Source organism: Massilia sp. KIM, from assembly GCF_002007115.1.
Classification (GTDB): domain Bacteria; phylum Pseudomonadota; class Gammaproteobacteria; order Burkholderiales; family Burkholderiaceae_D; genus Telluria.
Genome location: NZ_MVAD01000002.1, coordinates 802384 through 823388, shown reverse-complemented (window position 1 = coordinate 823388; position 21005 = coordinate 802384). Strand labels below are relative to the sequence as shown.

The window sequence follows — 21005 nt, the reverse complement described above, 5'->3', positions numbered from 1 at the left end:
TTTCTCTCAATGGGCGCCGGAGGCGCCGCCGGGCGACTTGACCTTGTCGGCCAGCCAGATCGCGGCGATGCAGCCGATCAGGATCAGGCCGATGATCAGGAAGCCGTCGTTGTAGGCCATCACGTAGGACTCGCGCCGCACGATGCGGTCGATGACCGCCAGCGCCTGGTCGGCGGCGGTGGCCGGGTCCATGCCGCGCGCGATCATGCCCTGGGTGAGCTGCTCGAGACGCTCCTGGGTCGGCAGCGCGTAGGTCGAGACCGACTCGCCCAGGCGCGCCGAATGGAAGTGCTCGCGCTTGGTGAGCGAGGTCGCCAGCAGCGCGATGCCGATCGAGCCGCCCAGGTTGCGGGTCATGTTGAACAGGCTCGAGGCCGAGGCCATGTCGCGCGGCGGCAGGCCCGACATCGCGAAGTTCGACAGGGTCAGCATCACGAAGGGCTGGCCGATGGCGCGCACCACCTGGGTCAGCATCAGCTGGTCGTAGCCGGTGGTGGCGTCCATGCTGGCGTTCATCAGGCAGGAGACGCCGAACATGAGCAGGCCGAAGGAGCACAGGATGCGGTTGTCCACCTTCGAGGACAGCGCCGCCGCGAAGGGCATCACGAACAGCTGGGGCAAGCCGACCCAGGCGATCACTTCGCCGATCTGCATCGGCGTGTAGCCGGCGATCTGGCCGAGGTAGAGCGGCAGCAGGAAGGACGAGCCGTACAGGCCCATGCCGATCACCGCCGACAGCGTGGTCGCGACCAGGAAGTTACGCTGGCCGTAGAGGCGCAGGTCGACGAAAGGATCGGGGCGCGAAAAGCTCAGCGCCACCCAGCCCAGGATGCCCACCAGCGACAGCGCCGCGAAGGTGACGATGAAGGAGGACTCGAACCAGTCCTTGGAATTGCCCTCTTCCAGGAAAATGGTGAGGCAGGCCAGGCCCATGGCCATCAGCGCGATGCCGAGCCAGTCGGCGTTCACCAGGGTCTTGAGCTTCGGTTTTTCCGGGTCCAGGCCCCACAGCATGCCGGCGATCAGGAGCACGCCCGGGATCCAGTTGATGTAGAAGATCGAGGGCCAGCCGTACAGCTCGGACAAATAGCCGCCCAGCGTCGGCCCCATGGCCGGCGCCAGGGTCGCGGTCAGGCCGAACACGGCCATGCCGACCGCGCGCTTGTCGGGGGGCAGGCGCGTCATCACCAGGGTCATCGCCATCGGGATCAGGGCGCCGCCGGTGAAGCCCTGCAGCATGCGAAACACGATCATGCTCTCCAGGTTCCACGCGGCGCCGCACAGGGTCGAGAACACCAGGAACAGGGCCGTGGTGCCGACCATGTACCAGCGCGCCCCGAAGGCGCGGGTGAACAGGGCCGTCATCGGAATGACCACGATCTCGGCGCACAGGTAGGCGGTGGAGATCCACGAGCCCTCTTCCTGCGTGGCCGAGAGCGTGCCGAGGATGTCGCGCAGCGAGGAGTTGGTGATCTGGATGTCGAGCACCGCCATGAAGGCGCCCAACATGCCGGCGGCGACCGCGATCCAGGTGCGGGCGTCGACCTTGGCGCCGAGCGGCGGCGCGCCGGGCGCGCCGAGCGCGGCCGGCTTGGCGAGGGAAGTCATGGCCGGTCCTCAGTGCGCCGCGGCGGTCTGGGTGTGCTTGACGGCCTGGCCCAGTTCGACCTCGGCCACCACCGACATGCCGGGCACCAGGCGGCCGGCGTATTTCTTCATGTCGGCCGGATCGAGGGTGATCTTGACCGGCACGCGCTGGACGATCTTGGTGAAGTTGCCGGTGGCGTTATCGGCCGGCAGCAGCGCGAACTGGTTGCCCGAGGCCGGCGAGAAGCTGTGCACGCGCCCGACCAGTTCCTTGCCCGGCAGCGCGTCGACTTCCAGGTGCACCCGCTGGCCCGGCTCCAGGCCGGCGAGCTGGGTTTCCTTGAAGTTGGCGACCACCCAGACATTGTCCTCGACCACCGCCAGCAGTTGCTGGCCCGGCTGCACGCGCGCGCCGACTTCGACGCTGCGCCGGCCGACGCGTCCCGCGACCGGGGCCACGATGCGGTTGTAGGCGAGCTGCTGTTGCGCGTCCTTGAGCTGGGCTTCCAGCACCTTGACCTGGGCCTTGAGGACGTCGCGCGCGGCGCCGGCCGCGGCTACCTGCGCCTGGGCGGCGGCTGCGCTGTCGCGGCGCGCGGCCACGTCGGCCGCGGCACCGGCGCGCGCCGCGGCCGAGGCGTCCACCTCGGCCTTCGACACCGCCTTCATGGTCTCGTTGTACAGCTGGCCGAAACGCTCGGCGTCCTGGCGCGCGCGCACCAGCTGGGCTTCGGCCTGCCGCACCTGGGCGCCGGCCGCGCCGGCCTGGGCGCGCACCTGGGCCAGCTGGGCGTCGGACTGCGCGATCTGCTGCTGCACGCTGGCGATCTGGGCCTCGATCTGCTCGACCCGCACCGCGTGGTCGGCCGGGTCCAGCTCGGCGATCACCTCGCCCGCCTTGACGACCTGGTTGTCGTCCACCAGCACCCGCGTGACCACGCCCGCCACGCGCGAGGACACCGGGTGCACGCGGCCGGTGACGTAGGCGTTCTCGGTTTCCACGTAATGCTGGCTGCGGTACCACATGCGGCCGCCCGCGCCGAGCGCCACCAGGGCGATCAGCGCGACCACCGTCAGGACACGCTTGTTGGGCGGCGCCTTGGCGGGGGCGGCGGCCTGGGTCGGGGCTGCGCCGGGCTTGTGCTCGGCCGGGTTGAACGCTTCTGCCATGAAGAACTCCAGAGGAAAGGGCAAATAATGAAATGGATGCGTTGCATTATTCTCCTGCTTTTCGGCAAAGTCAAGAAATGAAACGGTTGCATTTCATTTTTGTTCGCGTTAAAGTCCTTTTATGAGCACAGCATGTCCCACCCCCGTCCCTCCTCCCGTCGCCGGCAAATCGTCCGGGCGGCCCAAGGCCTCCGAAGTCGAGGCGCGCACCCATGAGCTGGTCCAGGTCGCAGCTTGCCTGTTCATCAAGCAGGGCTATACCAAGGTGAGCCTGGAGATGATCGCCCGCGAGGCGCGGGTGGCGGTGCGTACCATCTACGTGAAGTTCGGCGGCAAGGCCGGCCTGCTCAAGGCCGCGATCGCCCTGCGCCGCGAGCGCTTCTTCCCCGACGGCAGCCTGGAAGCCGACACCCGTCCTCTGCGCGAGGTGCTCGACGGCTTCGCGCGCGCCTTCGACACGATGCTGAGCTCGCCGGATTCGATCTCGATGATGCGCGTGGTGATGGCCGAGTCGGGCAGCAACCCGGAACTGGCCGAGGCCTTTTATGAAGCGGGGCCGCGCCTGACGCGCGCGATGCTGGCGCGCTATTTCGAGCGGCCCGATATCCGCGCTCAGCTCAAGGACGACCTGGCGCTGGACCAGTTGCCGGGCCACCTGATCGCCACCATCCACGGCGACCCGGTGTCCCGCTATTTGTTCCCCGAAAGCCAGCCGGGTGGCGAGGAGGCGCGTCGCCTGCTGGCCGCGCGCATGGAGCTGTTCTACCGCGCCATCCTGAAGCAGGCTTGAGACGGAGGACTCTGTGCGTCATCGCACCGATTCACCTCTGCCGTTTATGGCAACCTGAAGGCCTTTACAGGAGGATGTCATGGACATTATTAAAAAAACAGCGGTTCGCCGCGAGGAGGAAGCATGAGCAAGTCTTCCCGTTACGAATGGCGCGACCAGCAGGCCGCGCTGCAGGAACGAATGAAAGGTTTCCTGGAAAATCCGGGCAACGAACAGCTCGAAGCTGTCGTCGCCGAAATGCGCGCCTACGCCGCCGCGGCGCAGGCTGGTACGATCGACATTCCCCAACGCTTCGTCAGCTTCGGCTGAGAGCAATACCCGACCAACCACGCCGTCCGGTGCAAGCCGGGCGGCGTTTTTTTTGGGCTCCCCTGCCCTGGTTCAGATCGCGGCTGCGGGGATGGATTCCGGCGTGCCCAGGTCTTCGGTGTCGAACACGCGGGTCAGGCAGTAGACCTTGCGCGGCGCGCGATGGCGCTCGTGGATTTCGCGGGTCATCACCTCGACGCGGCGCGGGCGCAGGGCCAGGCGGCGCGGGTCGAGCGCATCCGGCGCGTGGTCGTCGAAACGGGCTGCCAATTGCTGGGAAATGGTGCCGGTTACCGTGTGCGGCGCGCCATGCCACGTGGTCTTCAGCTCGAAACTGCGGGATTCGGGCAAGACGAATACGGTGCCGATGTACTCGTTGCCATGCTCGTTCATCAACATGCCAGCCTCCTGACAAGAAAAACGGCTGCGGCGGGACGCCGCACGCTGCCATGATAGCAAGGTCGGGACCTGGGCAAGGCGCGCACGGGTGTTTTACGGACTATATTTTTCGAGGTGTTTCCGGTCGAAAAATATTGTGGTGGGTGGTTGGGGTTGGGGTAGCGGGCCTGCTGGCAAACTTGGATCCCGGCCTGCGCCGGGATGACGTTGATGAGGTGCGCAGTTGTTCAGGGTTTGAGATTCCTGCTGCTGACCGACGTACGATTTAGCCCCCGCGCATACAGCAAACGTCACTCTTCCGGCCACGTACAGCGGAACGTCATTTCCGGCACTGCCGGAAATGACTCCCGGCGGAGGCCGGGATCCAAGTTCGACGCGCAGCCACCAACAAAAAAAACGGGACCCGACAGGGTCCCGTTCCGTTCCAATCCGCTAAGCCATCAACGCTTGCGCGGCGGCGGCAGGTCGGTGCAGACGCCTTCGTAGGCCTCCGCCGCCATCCCGATCGACTCACCCAGGGTCGGGTGCGGGTGGATGGTCTTGCCGATATCGATCCCATCCGCCCCCATCTCGATCGCCAGGGCGATCTCGCCGATCATGTCGCCGGCATTGGTGCCCACGATGGTGCCGCCGACGATGCGGTGGGTTTCCGCGTCGAACAGCAGCTTGGTGAAGCCCTCGTCGCGGCCGTTGGCCACGGCGCGGCCGCTGGCGTTCCACGGGAAGTGGCCCTTCTCGACCTTGATGCCCTTCTGCTTGGCCTCGTCCTCGGTGAGGCCGACCCACGCCACTTCCGGATCGGTATAGGCCACCGAGGGAATCACCTTGGCGTCGAAGTGGGCCTTCTCGCCGTGCGCGGCTTCGGCCGCCACGTGGGCCTCGTGCACCGCCTTGTGCGCCAGCATCGGCTGGCCCACCAGGTCGCCGATGGCGAAGATGTGCGGCACGTTGGTGCGCATCTGGCTGTCGACCGGGATGAAGCCACGGTCGGTCACCGCCACGCCGGCCTTGTCGGCGGCGATCTTCTTGCCGTTCGGGCTGCGGCCCACGGCCACCAGCACCAGGTCGTAGAGCTGGGCCTCGGGCGCGGCGACGCCGGCTTCGGCCGACTCGAAGCTGACCTTGATCCCTTCAGGCAGCGCTTCCACGCCCACCGTCTTGGTCTTCAACATGATGTTGTCGAAGCGGTGCGCGTTGTACTTCTGCCAGACCTTGACGGCCTCGCGGTCCGCGCCCTGCATCAGGCCGTCCATCATCTCGACCACGTCGATGCGCGCACCCAGGGTCGAGTACACGGTCGCCATTTCCAAGCCGATGATGCCGCCGCCGATGACCAGCATGCGCTTGGGCACCTGGCGTAGCTCCAGCGCGCCGGTCGAGTCGACGATGCGCGGGTCTTCCGGCACGAAGGGCAGCTTCACCACCGAGGAACCGGCGGCGATGATGGCCTTGGCGAACTTGACGACCTTCTTGGCGCCGTCCGGGCCGGTGACTTCGATGTGGTTGGGGCTCAGGAACTGGCCCACGCCCTGCACCACGTTCACCTTGCGCGCCTTGGCCATGAAATTCAGGCCGCCGGTCATCTTCTTGATCACGCCATCCTTGTAGGCGCGCAGCTTGTCGATGTCGACCTGCGGCTTGGCGAAGCTGACGCCGAGGTCGGCCATGTGCGCCGTCTCGTCCATGATGTGGGCCACGTGCAGCAGCGCCTTGGACGGGATGCAGCCCACGTTCAGGCAGACGCCGCCCAGGGTCGCGTACTTCTCGACCAGGACCGTGTTCATGCCGAGGTCGGCGGCGCGGAAGGCGGCCGAGTAGCCGCCCGGGCCCGCGCCCAGCACCATCATCTCGCACTCGATGTCGACCTGGCCGCTGTAGCTGGCCGCGCCAGGCGCCGGGACGGCGGACGGGGCGGCAGCCGGCGCCGGATGGGCCGGGGCGTAGGAATCGGTCGGCGCAGTTGCCGCGGTCGGGGCCACGGCCTGGGCGCCGATCTGCGCGGCCGGCTTGGACTCGGCCGCCGGTGCGGCAGGCGCTGGACCAGCGCCGGCTTCGTCCAGGTCCAGCAGCAGCGAACCTTCGTTAACCTTGTCGCCGACCTTGACCTTGACTTCCTTGACCACGCCGGCATGGGTCGACGGGATCTCCATGCTGGCCTTGTCCGATTCGACGGTGATCAGGGACTGGTCGACCTTGATCGTGTCGCCCGCCTTGACCATCACCTCGATGACTTCGACGTCCTTGAAGTCGCCGATGTTGGGAACCTTCACTTCAACAGTGCTCATACTCGGCGCTCCTTACAGAAGGGTCTTGCGCAGGTCGGCCAGCACGTCGGCCAGGTAGGCCGCGAAGCGGGCCGCGCCGGCGCCGTCGATCACGCGGTGGTCGTAGGACAGCGACAGCGGCAGCACCAGGCGCGGCTGGAATGCCGAACCGTCCCACACCGGCTTCATCGCCGACTTGGACAGGCCCAGGATGGCCACTTCCGGTGCGTTGATGATCGGGGTGAAAGCGGTGCCGCCGATCCCGCCCAGCGAGGAGATGGTGAAGGTTGCGCCCTGCATCGACGCCGGCGAGAGCTTGCCCTCGCGCGCCTGGGCCGACAGTTCGGTCATCTCGGTGGCGATCTGCGAGATCGTCTTCTTGTCGGCATCCTTCACGACCGGAACCACCAGGCCGTTCGGGGTGTCGGCGGCGAAGCCGATGTTGTAGTACTGCTTGACGATCAGGCTGCCGCCGTCTTCCGACAGCGACGAGTTAAATTGCGGGAACTTCTTCAGCGCGGCGACGCTCGCCTTGATGACGAAGGCCAGCATGGTCAGCTTGACGGTCGACTTCTGCTTGGCCAGCGCGGCGTTCGAATCGACGCGGAACTGTTCCAGGTCGGTCACGTCGGCGTCCTCGAAATGCGTGACGTGCGGGATCATGACCCAGTTGCGGTGCAGGTTCGGGCCGGAGATCTTCTTGATGCGCGGCAGGGCTACGATTTCGGTCGGGCCGAACTTCGAGAAGTCCAGCGACGGCCATGGCAGCACGCTCATGCCGCCGCCCGCGCCGCCGCCGGCGGCTGCCGGGGCTGCCGGCTTGCCGGCATTGGCCATCACGCCCTTGACGAAGTTCTGCACGTCCTGCTGGGTGATGCGGCCTTTCGGGCCCGAGCCCGGGACCTTGGACAGGTCCACGCCCAGTTCACGGGCGAACTTGCGGATCGAGGGCGAAGCGTGGGCCTTGGAGCCGGTGACGCCTTGCGCCGGGGCGGCGGCCGGCGCCGGAGCAGCAGCAGCAACAGTAGCGGCCGCGGCAGGCGCAGCGGCAGGTGCGGCAGCCGGCGCGGCTGCTGCCGGCGCAGGAGCGGCGGCCGCCGGAGCGGCTGCCGGTGCGCCGCCGCTGGCTTCCACCAGCAGCACCAGCGAACCCTTGGCGACCTTGTCGCCCACCTTGACCTTCAGTTCCTTGACCACGCCCGCATGGCTGGACGGGATCTCCATGCTGGCCTTGTCCGATTCGACGGTGATCAGCGACTGGTCGACCTTGATCGTGTCGCCCGGCTTGACCATCAGTTCGATGACTTCGACTTCCGCGAAGTCGCCGATGTCCGGCACGGTGACTTCGACGATGCCGCCCGAGGCTGCGGGAGCGGCTGCGGGCGCAGGGGCCGCTGCGGCGGGGGCCGGTGCGGCCGCGGCCGGAGCCGGCGCTGCGGCGGCAGGCGCGGGCGCAGCGGCGCCGGCGGCTTCCTCGAGCAGCAGCACCAGCGCGCCTTCGGCGACCTTGTCACCGACCTTGACCTTGATTTCCTTGACCACGCCCGCATGGCTGGACGGGATCTCCATGCTGGCCTTGTCCGATTCGACCGTGATCAGCGACTGGTCGACCTTGATGGTGTCGCCCGGCTTGACCATCAGCTCGATCACTTCCACTTCCTTGAAGTCGCCGATGTCGGGGACTTTGACTTCCACAATGCTCATAGTGTTAGCTCCAAATTTTTTTATTCGAGTTCGCCACACGTCGTCCCCGCGAAGGCGGGGACCCAAGTTCGCTCGGACGGCCATGAAGGGTGTTCAGGCCGCGCCGGGGAACCTGGGCCCCCGCCTGCGCGGGGGCGACGGAGCATTTACTGGGTCACGGGATTCGGCTTGTTCGGATCGATGCCGTACTTGGCGATCGCCTGGCCCACAACGGCCTTGTCGATCTTGCCTTCGTCAGCCAGCGCGCGCAGCGACGCCACGGTGATGTAGTAGCGGTTCACCTCGAAGAACTCGCGCAGCTTGACGCGCGAATCCGAGCGGCCGAAGCCGTCGGTGCCCAGCACTTTATAGGTGCGGTCCTTCGGCATGTAGGCGCGGATCTGCTCGGCGAACAGGCGCATGTAGTCGGTGGTCGCGACGATCGGGCCCTGGGTGTTCTGCAGCAGCTGGGTCACGTAAGGCACGCGCTGCTCCTGGTCCGGGTTGACCATGTTCCAGCGCTCGGCGTCCTGGCCGTCGCGCGCCACCAGGGTCAGCGACGGGGCCGACCAGATGTCGGCGGCCACGCCCCAGTCGTTCTGCAGCAGCTCGGCGGCGAAGATCGACTCGCGCAGGATGGTGCCGGAACCGATCAGCTGGACGCGGTTGGCCGCTTCCTTGCTGCCTTCCTGCAGCAGGTACATGCCCTTCAGGATGCCCTCCTCCTGGCCGGCCTTCAGGCCCGGGTGGGAGTAGTTCTCGTTCATGATGGTGATGTAGTAGAACACATCCTCCTGCTCCTGCACCATGCGGCGCAGGCCGTCCTGGATGATCACCGCCACTTCGTGCGCGAAGGTCGGGTCGTAGGGCAGGCAGTTCGGCACGGTGGCCGCGATGATGTGGCTGTGGCCGTCCTCGTGCTGCAGGCCTTCGCCGTTCAGCGTGGTGCGGCCGGCGGTGCCGCCCATCAGGAAGCCGCGCGCGCGGATGTCGCCGGCCAGCCAGACCAGGTCGCCCACACGCTGCATGCCGAACATCGAGTAGAAGGTGTAGAACGGGATCATGGTGCGGTTGTTCGACGAGTACGAAGTCGCCGCCGCGATCCACGAGCTCATGCCGCCCGCTTCGTTGATGCCTTCCTGCAGAATCTGGCCCGCCTTGTCTTCGCGGTAGTACATCACCTGGTCCTTGTCGACCGGTTCGTACAGCTGGCCCTGCTGGCTGAAGATGCCGATCTGGCGGAACAGGCCTTCCATGCCGAAGGTGCGCGATTCGTCGACCAGGATCGGGACGATGCGCTGGCCGATGCTCTGGTCCTTCAGCAGCGCGGTGATCACGCGCACATAGGCCTGGGTGGTCGAGATCTCGCGGCCTTCCGCGGTCGGGTCGAGCACGGCCTTGAAGGTTTCCAGCGCCGGCACGGTGAGCTGCTCGTCGGCCTTGGAGCGGCGCTGCGGCAGGTAGCCGCCGAGGGCCTTGCGGCGCTCGTGCAGGTATTGCATCTCGGGCGCGTCGTCGGCCGGCTTGAAGAAGGGGATCTCGGCCAGCTTGTCGTCAGGGATGGGGATGTTGAAGCGGTCGCGCATCTCGCGGATCGCGGCGTCGTCCAGCTTCTTGGTCTGGTGCGCGGTGTTGCGCGCCTCGCCCGACTTGCCCATGCCGAAGCCCTTGACGGTCTTCACCAGCAGGACGGTCGGCGTGCCCTTGTTCTCCTGCGCGTTCTTGAAGGCGGCGTAGATCTTGTGCGGGTCGTGGCCGCCGCGGGTCAGGCGCCAGATGTCGTCGTCGCTCATGTTGGCGACCATTTCCAGCAGCTTCGGATGCTTGCCGAAGAAGTGCTTGCGCACGTAGGCGCCGTCCTTGGCCTTGTAGTTCTGGTATTCGCCGTCCACGGTTTCCATCATCACGCGCTGCAGGATGCCGTCCTTGTCCTTGGCCAGCAGGGCGTCCCACTGCGAGCCCCAGATGACCTTGACCACGTTCCAGCCGGCGCCGCGGAAGTCCGCTTCGAGTTCCTGGATGATCTTGCCGTTGCCGCGCACCGGGCCGTCCAGGCGCTGCAGGTTGCAGTTGACCACCATGACCAGGTTGTCGAGCTGCTCGCGCGCGGCCATGCCGATCGCGCCCATCGATTCCGGCTCGTCCATCTCGCCGTCGCCGCAGAACACCCAGACCTTGCGGTTGTCGGTCTTGGCGATGCCGCGCGCGTGCAGGTACTTCAGGAAGCGCGCCTGGTAGATCGCCATCAGCGGGCCCAGGCCCATCGACACGGTCGGGAACTGCCAGAAGTCCGGCATCAGTTTCGGGTGCGGGTAGGACGACAGGCCCTTGCCGTCGACTTCGCGGCGGAAGTTCAGCATCTGCTCTTCGGTGATGCGGCCTTCGAGGTAGGCGCGGGCGTAGATGCCGGGCGAGGAGTGGCCCTGGATGTACAGCAGGTCGCCGCCGTGCTCTTCGGTCGGGGCGTGCCAGAAGTGGTTGAAGCCGATGCCCAGCATGTTGGCCAGCGAGGCGAAGGACGAGATGTGGCCGCCCAGGTCGCCGTCGGCGCGGTTGGCCTTGACCACCATCGCCATCGCGTTCCAGCGCATCCACGAGCGCAGGCGCTCTTCGTATTCGAGGTTGCCCGGGCAGTTCACGTTGAGGTGGGCCGGGATGGTGTTGACGTAGGCGGTGTTGCTGGAGAACGGGATGTGGGCGCCGCGGCGACGCGCCAGGTCGACCATGCGCTCCATCAGGTAGTGGGCGCGTTCGGTGCCCTCGTGTTCGATCACCGCTTCCAGGGCGTCGAGCCACTCCTGGGTTTCGAGCGAGTCCGGATCGTTGGCGGCTTGGGCCGTCAACTGGTCGAGTTGAGCTGACATTACTGCGTCTCCTTGAGTGTGGCGCCCCGCCCGGATTCCCTAGACAGGCTGGCGGCGGTTTGGTGGAAATTACAAATATCTATACATAAACCATTCGATTCTAACAGCGGATTTTGGCTTTTTCAAATTACGGTATGTCATTCCACAATGTAAAATGCTATGCTGCAAGCGCACATTTTTCCCTGCGCGGTTCACAGGGGATCGTATAACGGGATGAGGGTTGACAGGCGGGAAACGGCTCTCGCCTTGGTGAGAACCCACCCGGAAGGATGACGATGCTTGAGCGGCGGCGGCGCGCGATTCGGGTGCGGGGCCTTATAATCCTGTTTTTGCCCAGTGACGAGCCCTACCATGCCTGCCCAACTGATCGACGGAGTCCTCCTTTCCCAACAACTGCGCGCCGACATCAAGGAACGCGCCGCCCAGCTCACGGCCGCCGGCCGCCAGCCCGGCCTGGCGGTGATCCTGGTCGGCGAAGACCCGGCCAGCCACGTCTACGTGCGAAACAAGGTGAAGGCCTGCGGCGACGTGGGCTTCCACTCGGTGCTGGAGAAGTATGACGCCGACCTCAGCGAGCAGGCCCTGCTCGACCGTATCGCCGCCCTGAACGCCGACCCGGCGATCCACGGCATCCTGGTGCAGATGCCCCTGCCCAAGCACATCGATCCGAGCAAGGTGATCGAGGCGATCGCCACCAGCAAGGACGTGGACGGCTATTCGGTGCTGTCGGCCGGCGAGCTGGTCGCCAACCTGCCGGGCTTCCGCCCCTGCACCCCCTACGGCTGCATGAAGCTGATCGAGACCACCGGCGTCGACCTGCGCGGCAAGCACGCGGTGGTGATCGGCCGCTCGAACACGGTCGGCAAGCCGATGGCCCTGCTGCTCTTGCAAGCCAACGCCACCGTCACCATCTGCCATAGCGCAACGCCGGACCTGGGCTACCATACCCGCCAGGCCGACGTGGTCGTGGCCGCCGTCGGCCGCCGCAACACCCTGACCGCCGACATGGTCAAGCCGGGCGCGATCGTGATCGACGTCGGCATGAACCGCGACGACGCGGGCAAGCTGTGCGGCGACGTCGACTTCGCCGGCGTGTCCGAGGTGGCGTCCCACATCACCCCGGTGCCGGGCGGCGTCGGTCCGATGACGATCACGATGCTGTTGATGAACACCCTCGAGTCCGCGCAGCGCGTGCACGCGAGTGGCCAAGCAACGCCGGGCCAGGCATCGGGCATGGAACCGAAAGCCGGCCTGGCCTGAACCGAACAAGGAGCGCCATGAGTACCGACACCAGCAATCCCCTCCTCGACTTTTCCGGCCTGACCCGCTTCGACCAGGTCAAGCCCGAACACGTCACGCCCGCCATCGACCAGCTGATCAAGGACGCGGCCGCCGTGGTCGCGCAGCTGGAAGCGCCGGGCGACACGGTCAGCTGGAACAGTTTCGTGGTGCCCCTCGAAGAAGCCACCGAGCGCCTGGGCCGCGCCTGGGGCGTGGTCAACCACCTGAACCACGTGGTCGACACGCCCGAGCTGCGCGCGGTCTACAACGAGAACCAGCCCAAGGTCATCGAGTTCTGGACCATGCTGGGCCAGAACGAGGCCCTGTTCGCCAAGTACAAGGCGCTGCGCGCCAGCCCGGAATACGAGGGCCTGAGCGCGGCGCGCAAGCGCACGGTCGAGAATTCGCTGCGCACCTTCCGCCTCAGCGGCGCCGAGCTGCCGGAAGATAAAAAGCGCCGTTTCGCCGAGATCCAGGAGCAGCAGTCGGCCCTGTCGACCCGCTTCTCGGAAAACGTGCTGGACGCGACCAACGACTACAAGCTGGTGGTCGAGGACGAAGCCGAACTGGCCGGCCTGCCCGAGGACGTCAAGCAGGCCGCGCGCGCCGCCGCCGAGAAGGACGGCAAGGCCGGCTGGCAGTTCACCCTGCATTTCCCCTCCTACTTCCCGGTGCTGCAGTTCGCCGACAACCGCGCCCTGCGCGAGACCATCTACCGCGCCAACGCCACCAAGGCCTCGGACACGGGCACGGTGTTCAGCCAGCCCGAGAAATGGGACAACAGCGGCAACATCCTCGAGCTCCTCAGGCTGCGCCACGAGGAAGCCGTGCTGCTCGACTACGCCAACTACGCCGAAGTCTCGCTGGTGCCCAAGATGGCCGAGAGCCCGCAGCACGTGGTCGAGTTCCTGGAAGACCTGGCGCGTCGCGCCCGTCCCTTCGCCGAGAAAGACCTGGAAGAGCTGCGCGCCTTCGCCCGCGCGGAGCTGGGCATCGACGAGCTGCAGAGCTGGGACGTCACCTACGCCTCCGAGAAGCTGCGCGAGAAGCGCTACGCCTTCTCGGCCCAGGAAGTGAAGGAATACTTCCCCGAGCATAAGGTGGTGGCGGGCCTGTTCGGCGTGATCGAGAACCTGTTCAGCGTCCAGATCAAGCCCGATACCGCCCCGGTCTGGCATCCGGACGTGCGCTTCTTCCGCATCGAGCGCGCGGGCCAGCTGGTGGGCCAGTTCTACCTCGACCTGTATGCCCGCGCCGGCAAGGCGCAGGGCGCCTGGATGGACGACGCGCGCGGCCGCCGCCTGACCACGGGCGGCATCGTGCAGACCCCGATCGCCTACCTGACCTGCAACTTCACCCCGCCCGCCACCGTGGACGGCAAGCTGCAGCCTTCGCTGTTCACCCACGACGAGGTGATCACCCTGTTCCACGAGTTCGGCCACGGCCTGCACCACATGCTGACCGAAGTCGAGGAGCTGTCGGTGTCCGGCATCTCGGGCGTGGAATGGGACGCGGTCGAGCTGCCTTCCCAGTTCATGGAGAACTTCTGCTGGGAGTGGGACAAGCTGCAGCAGATGACGGCCCACGTGAAGAGCGGCGAGCCGCTGCCGCGCGCCCTGTACGACAAGATGATGGCGGCCAAGAACTTCCAGTCCGGCCTGCAGACCCTGCGCCAGGTGGAGTTCTCGCTGATCGACATGCACCTGCACTACGACTTCGACCCGAACAGCGAGCGCACCGTGCAGCAGCTGATCGACGACATCAGGAAGCAGTTCGCGGTGGTGATCCCGCCGTCCTTCAACCGCTTCCAGCATTCGTTCAGCCACATCTTCGCGGGCGGCTACGCGGCTGGCTACTACAGCTACAAGTGGGCCGAGGTGCTGTCCGCCGACGCCTACGCGGCCTTCGAGGAAGCGCTCGAGCAGGGCGCCGAGCAGCTGGTCGAGACCGGCCGCCGCTTCCAGCGCGAGATCCTGGCGGTGGGCGGCTCGCGCCCGGCGCTGGAATCCTTCAAGGCCTTCCGCGGCCGCGAGCCGCAGATCGACGCGCTGCTGCGCCACAGCGGCATGCACGCCTGATGTTCCCGGGGAGGGTCCGCCCTCCCCGTTTCGACGACGCCACGCCATGACCCGGATCGACTTTCACACCAATATCGCCGACAAGCTGAGTTACGCCTGCCGCCTGGCGCGCAAGGCCTACGCCTCGCGCGCCCGGGTGGTGGTGCTGGCCGAGAGCGAGGAACAGGCCGCGGCGCTGGACGCCGCGCTGTGGACCCTGTCGGACACCGACTTCATTCCGCACGTGCCGGCGGGCGATCCGCTGGCGCCGCAGACGCCGGTGATCATCACGGCCGACGACGACGCCCCGCTGCCGCACTACGAGATGCTGGTCAACCTGACCCGGCGCACGCCGGGCAACGTGGACCGCTTCGCGCGCGTGTTCGAGATCATCTCCACCGACGAAGCCGACGCCGCCGAAGGGCGCAAGCGCTACGTCGCCTACAAGAAGCAGGATTACCCACTCACCCACTTCGTGGCAGGCCAGTCATGAGCGAACAAGCCGGATTCGATACCAGCATTCCCGTCCTGACGGAAATCGTGGCCGAGCCGGCGCCGCCGGCCCAGGCGGAGGCCGCCGCGCCGCCAGCTCCCCTGGAAGCCGAGCAGCTGGAACGTCGCGCCGTCGAGCGCTGGACGGGCGAGGAATGGAGCGTGCTGGAAAGGCGCGTGACCGAACGCATCTTGCAGCAACTGCAGGGGCGGATCGATTTCGTGATCGAGCAGCGCCTGCGCGAAGGCATCCAGGAAGCCGTGAACGGCGCGCTGGAGGGCTTCACGGCCGAAATCCGGGGCGGACTGCAGCAAGCCATCGGGCAGGTGGTCACCCAGGCCGTGGCGCAGGAGATCGCGCATTTGCAGGCGCTGGGCAAGTAAGTCCCTGTAGGCCCCTCACACTGCGCGCGCGACTCCGGGAATGCCCGCACGTCCGGGAACGCCCGCACTTCATCCCGAAACGCCTGTAGACCCGGAACGCCTGTAGACCCGGAACGCCTGTAGGCCCCGAAAAGCCATCACGCCCCAGAACGCCAGTACGCCCCGGAACGCCAGTACGCCCGGGAACGCCATCGCGCGCCGGAACGCCATCACGCCCCGGAGTACCCGCACGTCACCCCATAGCCCAAACACGTCATCCCCGCGAAGGCGGGGATCCAAGTTCCTCGTGCTGCCCGCGACCTTCTTTGATGCCGCGGCTGCGCGAAGGACTTGGATTCCCGCCTTCGCGGGAATGACGTAGTGGGTGCGGAATGACGGAGTGGGTGCGGAATGACGTAGTGGATGCGGAATGACGTAGTGGGTGCGGAATGACGTAGTGGGTGCGGGAATGACGTGGTGGGTGCGGGAATGACGTGGTGGGTGCGGGAATGACGTGGTGGGTGCGGGAATGACGTGGTAAATCCGGGAATGACGTAGTGGGTCCGGGAATGACGTGGTGGGTGCGGGAATGACGTGGTAAATCCGGGAATGACGTAGTGGGTCCGGGAATGACGTGGTGGGTGCCGGTACGACGTGGTGGCAGCGCAAGCATGGCCGCGAACGACGCATTTCATGCCCATCGGCTAAGATTGCGGCCTGAACTATTCTTCCAGCCGCTCCCGTGAAACGATCCACCCTCCTCGCCGCGCTTGCAGGCGCGGGCGTTCTCGCCCTCGCCACGGTCCTGTACTTCACCGACCGCATCGAACCCCAGCCCGGCGGCGGCCTGGCCGTATTGACGCCGAAGGTGGACAAGACCACGCCCTTCTGGCCGGCGCGCGTGAGCACCCTGGCCGGCAGCGGCCTGCCCGGCGACGCAGACGGCCCGGCCGCCGCCAGCGGTTTCAGCGATCCCTTCGGCGTGGCCCTCGATCCCCAGAGCCGCATCTACGTGGCGGACGGCGGCGACAACAACCGCATCCGCCTGATCGCGCGCGACGGCACGGTTTCGACCCTGGCCGGCGGCAAGGAAGGCTTCGCCGACGGCAAGGGCGCGGCGGCGGCCTTCCACACGCCCTCGGCCGTCGCGCTCGACCATGAAGGCAATCTCTACGTGGCCGACACCGGCAACCACGCGATCCGCAAGGTGGCCCCGGATGGCAGCGTCACCACCCTGGCCGGCAACGGCGCGCCCGGCCACGCCGACGGCGTCGGCCGCGCGGCCCAGTTCAACGGCCCGGTCGGCATCGCGGTGGACGACGCCGGCATCGTCTACGTGGCCGACACCTACAACGACCGCATCCGCCGCATCGCCAAAGACGGCACGGTGAGCACCGTCGCCGGCGCCGACAAGCCCGGCTACGCCGACGGCCCGGCGGCAAGCGCCGCCTTCGACACCCCGAGCGCCATCGCCGCCGCGAGCGACGGCACCCTCTACGTGGCCGACACCGGCAACCACGCGCTGCGCATGATCGACCCCAGCGGCCAGGTCAGCACCATCGCCATCCCGCCCGAAGGGGAGCGCCGCCACGTGCTGCGCCGCCCGGTCGCGCTGGCGCTCACGCGCGACGGCTACCTGTACGTCGCGGCCGGCGCCGGCCGCATCCTGCAGCGCACGCCGGAAGGCGAGCTGCGCGCACTGCAGGACGCCGACCTGCCGGCCGACCCGAACGGCTTCGGCCCGGACGGCACGGTCCAGCTCTTTGCCCCGCGCGGCATCGCCATCGACCGCGACGGCAGCCTGGTGGTGGCCGACGGCGCCGCCCCGCGCGTGCACCGCCTGGCCCAGCCGCGCCCCGGCGAAGCCGCGCCCGCGCGCCCCAAGCCGCCGCTGGTGCGGCGCACCGAGCCCATGCCCTGGCCGGTCGGCCCCCAGGACATGGTGCACGAGGTGGTCGGGGTGATGGGCGAGGTGCGCGGCAGCTACAACGGCGACAGCCGCGACCACTTCCACGCGGGCCTGGACGTGCGCGCCGACGTCGGCGCGAAGGTGCTGGCGGTGCTCCCGTCCAAGGTGGCCGACCCCTACGCCAACTGGGGCTTCAACACCCTCAGCGAAGGCCTGAGCCTGGGCCCGCTGTCCTATATCCACATGCGCGTCGGGCGCGACCCGCAGGGCCGGCCGCTCGACCCGCGCTTCATCATCCTCAAGGACGGCAAGGGCAAGGCCGAGCGCGTGCGGGTGCCGCGCGGCACCCGTTTCGCGGTGGGCGACCCGCTCGGCACCATCAACGCCATGTCCCATGTCCACCTCGATTACTACCAGGGCGGCACCGTGGTCAACCCGCTCACCCTGCCCTTCGTCGGCTTCACCGACACCGTGCAGCCGACCATCCAGCGCATCGCCCTCTACGACAGCGCCAACAAGCGCATCACGGCGAAGAAGGGCCAGCCGCTGCGGGTGGCGCGCAGCCTGGGCGAGGTCAACATCGTGGTCAACGCCTACGACCAGGTGAACGGCAACCTGGCGCGCCGCAAGCTCGGCCTGTACAAGCTGGGCTACCAGCTGCTGCGCGCCGACGGCACGCCCCTCCCCGGCTTCGAGGCGCCCCTGGTCACCCAGGTCTACGACCGCCTGCCGCGTAACCCGGACGCGGTCAAGCTGGTGTACGCTCCTACCAGCGGCATCACGGTTTACGGCAGCAAGTCGACCCAGTTCGACTACGCGCTCAACCACCGGCTGCGCGATGGCGACGTCGAGGCGGGCAGCTGGAAGGTCGGCGCGCTCGAGCCGGGCGGCTACATCCTGCGCATCTACGCGGCCGACTACGCCGGCCAGGTGGCCTCGAGCGGACGCGACCTGCCCGTGATCGTGGAGTAGTCCTCAGCAGGAGGAACATTTCACCCCTGCCGCGCCTCTGACGGAAAGCAGGAGGATGTCATGGAAGATGTCGACGTACTCATCGCAGGCGCCGGCCCGACCGGCATGGTGCTGGCCCTCTGGCTGGCCCACCAGGGAGTGCGCGTGGCCATCGTGGACAAGGCGGCCGCGCCCGGCACGACCTCGCGCGCGATGGCGGTCCAGGCGCGCACCCTGGAACTCTACCGCCAGCTCGGCCTGGCGGACGAAGTGGTCGCCGAGGGCAAGCAGAGCCTGGCGGTCAACCTGTGGGTGAAGGGCAAGCGCAAGGCCCATCTGTCGTTCCGCTCGGCCGGCGCGCGCCTGACGCCCTATCCCTTCGTGCTGATCTATCCGCAGGACCAGCACGAGCTGCTGCTGGAGCGCCACCTGGCGCGCGCCGACGTGCGCATCCTGCGCGAGACCGAACTGCTGGACTTCGAGGACGATGGCGCGCGCGTGGTGGCGCGCCTGCGCACGCCCGGCGGCGAACACCTGCAAGGGGCGCGCTTCCTGGCCGGCTGCGACGGCGCGCGCTCGACGGTGCGCCACAAGCTGGGCGCGGGCTTCGCCGGCGGCACCTACGACCGCATCTTCTACGTGGCCGACGTCCAGGTGCGCGGCCTGGCCGACGACGACGAAGTCCACCTGTCGCTGGAAACGGCCGATTTCGTGATCCTGCTGGCCTATTCCAGCGAGGGGCGCGGACGCCTGATCGGCACCATCCGCGAAGATCGCGAGAACGAGGGCGAGCGCAGCTTCGACGACGTCAGCCAGCGCGCCATGCGCAGCCTGGGCTTGCAGGTCGACCAGGTCTACTGGTTCTCGACCTACCGCGTGCACCACCGCGTCACCGACCACTACCGGCGCGGCAATGTCTTCCTGCTGGGCGACGCCGCCCACGTGCACAGCCCGGCCGGCGGCCAGGGCATGAACACCGGCATAGGCGACGCCATCAACCTGGCCTGGAAGCTGGCCGCCGTGCTCAAGGCGCAAGCGCCCGACGCGCTGCTCGACAGCTACGAGGCAGAACGCCTGGCCTTCGCGCGCAAGCTGGTCGACACCACCGACCGCCTGTTCACCTTCGTCACCGCCGAGGGCAACTTCGCCGACTTCGTGCGCACCCGCATCGCGCCGCTGTTCGCCAGCGTCGCGTACAGCCTCGACCCGGTGCGCGAGCTGATCTTTCGCATCATCTCGCAAACCACCATCAGCTACCGCGACAGCCCGCTGTCGGACGGCGTGGCCGGCGAGGTGCACGGCGGCGACCGCCTGCCCTGGGCGCTCAGCGAGGGACAGGACAACTACGCTCCTCTCAAGCGCATCGGCTGGCAGGCCCAGGTCTTCGGCGCGCCCCGCCCCGCCCTGGCCGACTGGTGCGGGCGCCACGGCCTGCCCCTGCGCAGCTTCCACTGGGGCCGCGCCCACGAGGAAGCCGGCCTGGCCCGCAATGCCCTCTACCTCGTGCGGCCCGACTATTACGTGGGCCTGGTCGACCCGACCGGTTCGCCGGACGCCATCGCCGGCTATCTCGAAGACCGCGGCCTGCGCCTGGCCCCCTAGCCGCGGCGGCCTGCGCTCAGCGGGTCGGCGCCGGGCCGCTGCCGATCTTCACGCGCAGCAGGCGGTAGGGCTTCTGGCGCAGGTCCTTACCGCCGTGGAAGCCCGGCTGGCGGTGCAGCTGGTTGGCCATCACGTAGAGATAACCGTCCTTGCCGACCGAGAGGGTGTCCGGCCACAGCATCTCGGGGTGCTGGGCGATGATGCGCCAGGCACCGTCGCTGCCCAGCGCGCGGATCGCGTTGTGCTCGTAGTCGGTGGCGTAGAGCTTTCCGGCGGCGTCGGTTTCCAGGCCGTCCGAGGCGCCTTTCTCGCCCAGGTCGCGCACCGCCTTCGACAGTTCGGCCTCGCTCACGGCGGGGTCGCGCAGCAGCGCGGTCGGCACCGCGTAGCCGCGGCGGCTCGACAGCGGGCTGAAATACAGGGTCTGTCCGTCCGGCGAGAGCGCGATGCCGTCCGAGGCGACCGCGAAAGGCGCGGTCTTGCCGTCCGCCCCGCGCTGTTGCAGCACCTCGCCCTCGACGCGCGGCACGAAGGTCGGATCGGCGGCGGTGGTCTTGTCGCCGTTCAGGCGGCGCAGCGCCTTGCCGCTGGCCAGGTCGAGCACGATGATGGCGCCCGGACCGCTGAGCGAGGAATCGGTGACGTAGGCCGTGCCTTCGCGGCCCGCGCGAAAGTCGAAGCGCACGTCGTTCACGTAGGTGCTGGGCAGGATCACGTCGGGCGGAAAGACGACGGTCTTGACCACCTTGTCGGTCTTGAGGTCGACCGCGACCAGCTTGGCCCCGCCCGCCTTGGGCGCTGCGAAGCCCGGCGCGGCGGTGTCCAGGATCCAGAGGCGGCCCTGGCCGTCGGCCACCACGCTCTGGACGCTGATCAGGCCCCGCGCCGGGTCGCGCGGGTCTTCGCGGTTGATCGCGGCGTCCGGATACGGGACCGGCTTGCCCTTGCGGATCTCGGCCACGGTGTAGGGAACCTCGTCGCCCCAGCGCGGGAAGTTGACGAAGATGCGGCCGCCCTCGGCCACGGTGACGCCGGTCGGCATCGCGCCGTCGAAGGCGGCGACCCGCTCGACCTTGCCGACCGTCTGCACGGCCGGCGCCGCGGCGTAGGACGCCTGGGCGGCGGCCAGGGCGATGGCAGTGGCCGCGAACAGGCGGCCGATGGTGGTCTTGGCTTGCATGATGTTCTCCTTGGTGAATGGGTGCATGGGATGAAGCTTACGGCCTCGCGCCATGCCGAAACATCCATCTTGCCGAGTAGCACTTTCACAATTCCAGAGAAAAT

The 21005-nt window shown here is 67.6% G+C and carries 15 protein-coding genes; 8 read left to right on the top strand and 7 right to left on the bottom strand.

Going from position 1 to position 21005, the window contains the following annotated elements; all coding sequences use genetic code 11:
• Positions 1 to 6: 6 nt before the first annotated feature.
• Both B0920_RS18320 and B0920_RS18315 read right to left on the bottom strand, forming a co-directional pair.
• Entirely contained in the window at positions 7 to 1608 is a 1602-nt protein-coding gene (locus B0920_RS18320; protein ID WP_078034082.1) for a DHA2 family efflux MFS transporter permease subunit, read from the bottom strand.
• A gap of 9 nt (positions 1609 to 1617) precedes the next feature.
• On the bottom strand, positions 1618 to 2757 hold the full coding sequence (locus B0920_RS18315; protein ID WP_078034081.1) for an HlyD family secretion protein: 1140 nt from the start codon (positions 2755 to 2757) through the stop codon (positions 1618 to 1620).
• 121 nt (positions 2758 to 2878) lie between these two features.
• Here B0920_RS18315 and B0920_RS18310 point away from each other — a divergent pair, with 121 nt between their 5' ends.
• Positions 2879 to 3547, top strand: a complete 669-nt coding sequence (locus B0920_RS18310) for a TetR/AcrR family transcriptional regulator (RefSeq protein WP_078034080.1) — start codon at positions 2879 to 2881, stop codon at positions 3545 to 3547.
• Between the two features lie 123 nt (positions 3548 to 3670).
• Complete coding sequence (locus tag B0920_RS18305; protein WP_078034079.1) at positions 3671 to 3856, top strand: hypothetical protein; 186 nt, start codon at positions 3671 to 3673, stop codon at positions 3854 to 3856.
• A gap of 72 nt (positions 3857 to 3928) precedes the next feature.
• Here B0920_RS18305 and B0920_RS18300 read toward each other — a convergent pair whose 3' ends face one another.
• The 4 genes from B0920_RS18300 to aceE form a co-directional block, all read right to left on the bottom strand.
• Positions 3929 to 4255 carry a hypothetical protein gene (locus B0920_RS18300; RefSeq protein WP_229455740.1) on the bottom strand — a complete coding sequence of 109 codons (327 nt, stop codon included), beginning with the start codon at positions 4253 to 4255 and terminating at the stop codon, positions 3929 to 3931.
• Between the two features lie 440 nt (positions 4256 to 4695).
• A complete protein-coding gene (lpdA, locus tag B0920_RS18295; RefSeq protein WP_078034078.1) occupies positions 4696 to 6540 on the bottom strand; it encodes a dihydrolipoyl dehydrogenase in 1845 nt (614 codons plus the stop codon).
• A 12-nt stretch (positions 6541 to 6552) separates the two neighbouring features.
• Positions 6553 to 8223: a dihydrolipoyllysine-residue acetyltransferase gene (gene aceF, locus B0920_RS18290; RefSeq protein WP_078034077.1), complete on the bottom strand. Its 1671-nt coding sequence runs from the start codon at positions 8221 to 8223 to the stop codon at positions 6553 to 6555.
• Positions 8224 to 8369: 146 nt separating this feature from the next.
• Positions 8370 to 11066, bottom strand: coding sequence for a pyruvate dehydrogenase (acetyl-transferring), homodimeric type (gene aceE, locus B0920_RS18285; protein ID WP_078034076.1), 2697 nt, complete (start codon positions 11064 to 11066; stop codon positions 8370 to 8372).
• Positions 11067 to 11417: 351 nt separating this feature from the next.
• Here aceE and folD point away from each other — a divergent pair, with 351 nt between their 5' ends.
• The 6 genes from folD to B0920_RS18250 all read left to right on the top strand — a co-directional run bounded on the left by folD (position 11418) and on the right by B0920_RS18250 (position 19721).
• Complete coding sequence (gene folD / locus B0920_RS18280) at positions 11418 to 12326, top strand: bifunctional methylenetetrahydrofolate dehydrogenase/methenyltetrahydrofolate cyclohydrolase FolD (RefSeq protein WP_078034075.1); 909 nt, start codon at positions 11418 to 11420, stop codon at positions 12324 to 12326.
• Between the two features lie 17 nt (positions 12327 to 12343).
• A complete protein-coding gene (locus B0920_RS18275) occupies positions 12344 to 14425 on the top strand; it encodes a M3 family metallopeptidase (RefSeq protein ID WP_078034074.1) in 2082 nt (693 codons plus the stop codon).
• 46 nt (positions 14426 to 14471) lie between these two features.
• Positions 14472 to 14897: a DNA polymerase III subunit chi gene (locus tag B0920_RS18270; protein ID WP_078034073.1), complete on the top strand. Its 426-nt coding sequence runs from the start codon at positions 14472 to 14474 to the stop codon at positions 14895 to 14897.
• Positions 14894 to 15280, top strand: coding sequence for a hypothetical protein (locus B0920_RS18265; protein ID WP_078034072.1), 387 nt, complete (start codon positions 14894 to 14896; stop codon positions 15278 to 15280). The genes B0920_RS18270 and B0920_RS18265 overlap by 4 nt, the downstream gene beginning before the upstream one ends.
• Positions 15281 to 16001: 721 nt before the next feature.
• Positions 16002 to 18140, top strand: a complete 2139-nt coding sequence (locus B0920_RS18255; protein WP_078034070.1) for an NHL repeat-containing protein — start codon at positions 16002 to 16004, stop codon at positions 18138 to 18140.
• A gap of 60 nt (positions 18141 to 18200) precedes the next feature.
• A complete protein-coding gene (locus tag B0920_RS18250; RefSeq protein ID WP_078034069.1) occupies positions 18201 to 19721 on the top strand; it encodes an FAD-dependent oxidoreductase in 1521 nt (506 codons plus the stop codon).
• A gap of 16 nt (positions 19722 to 19737) precedes the next feature.
• Here B0920_RS18250 and B0920_RS18245 read toward each other — a convergent pair whose 3' ends face one another.
• Complete coding sequence (locus tag B0920_RS18245) at positions 19738 to 20901, bottom strand: L-dopachrome tautomerase-related protein (protein ID WP_078034469.1); 1164 nt, start codon at positions 20899 to 20901, stop codon at positions 19738 to 19740.
• Positions 20902 to 21005 lie beyond the last annotated feature (104 nt).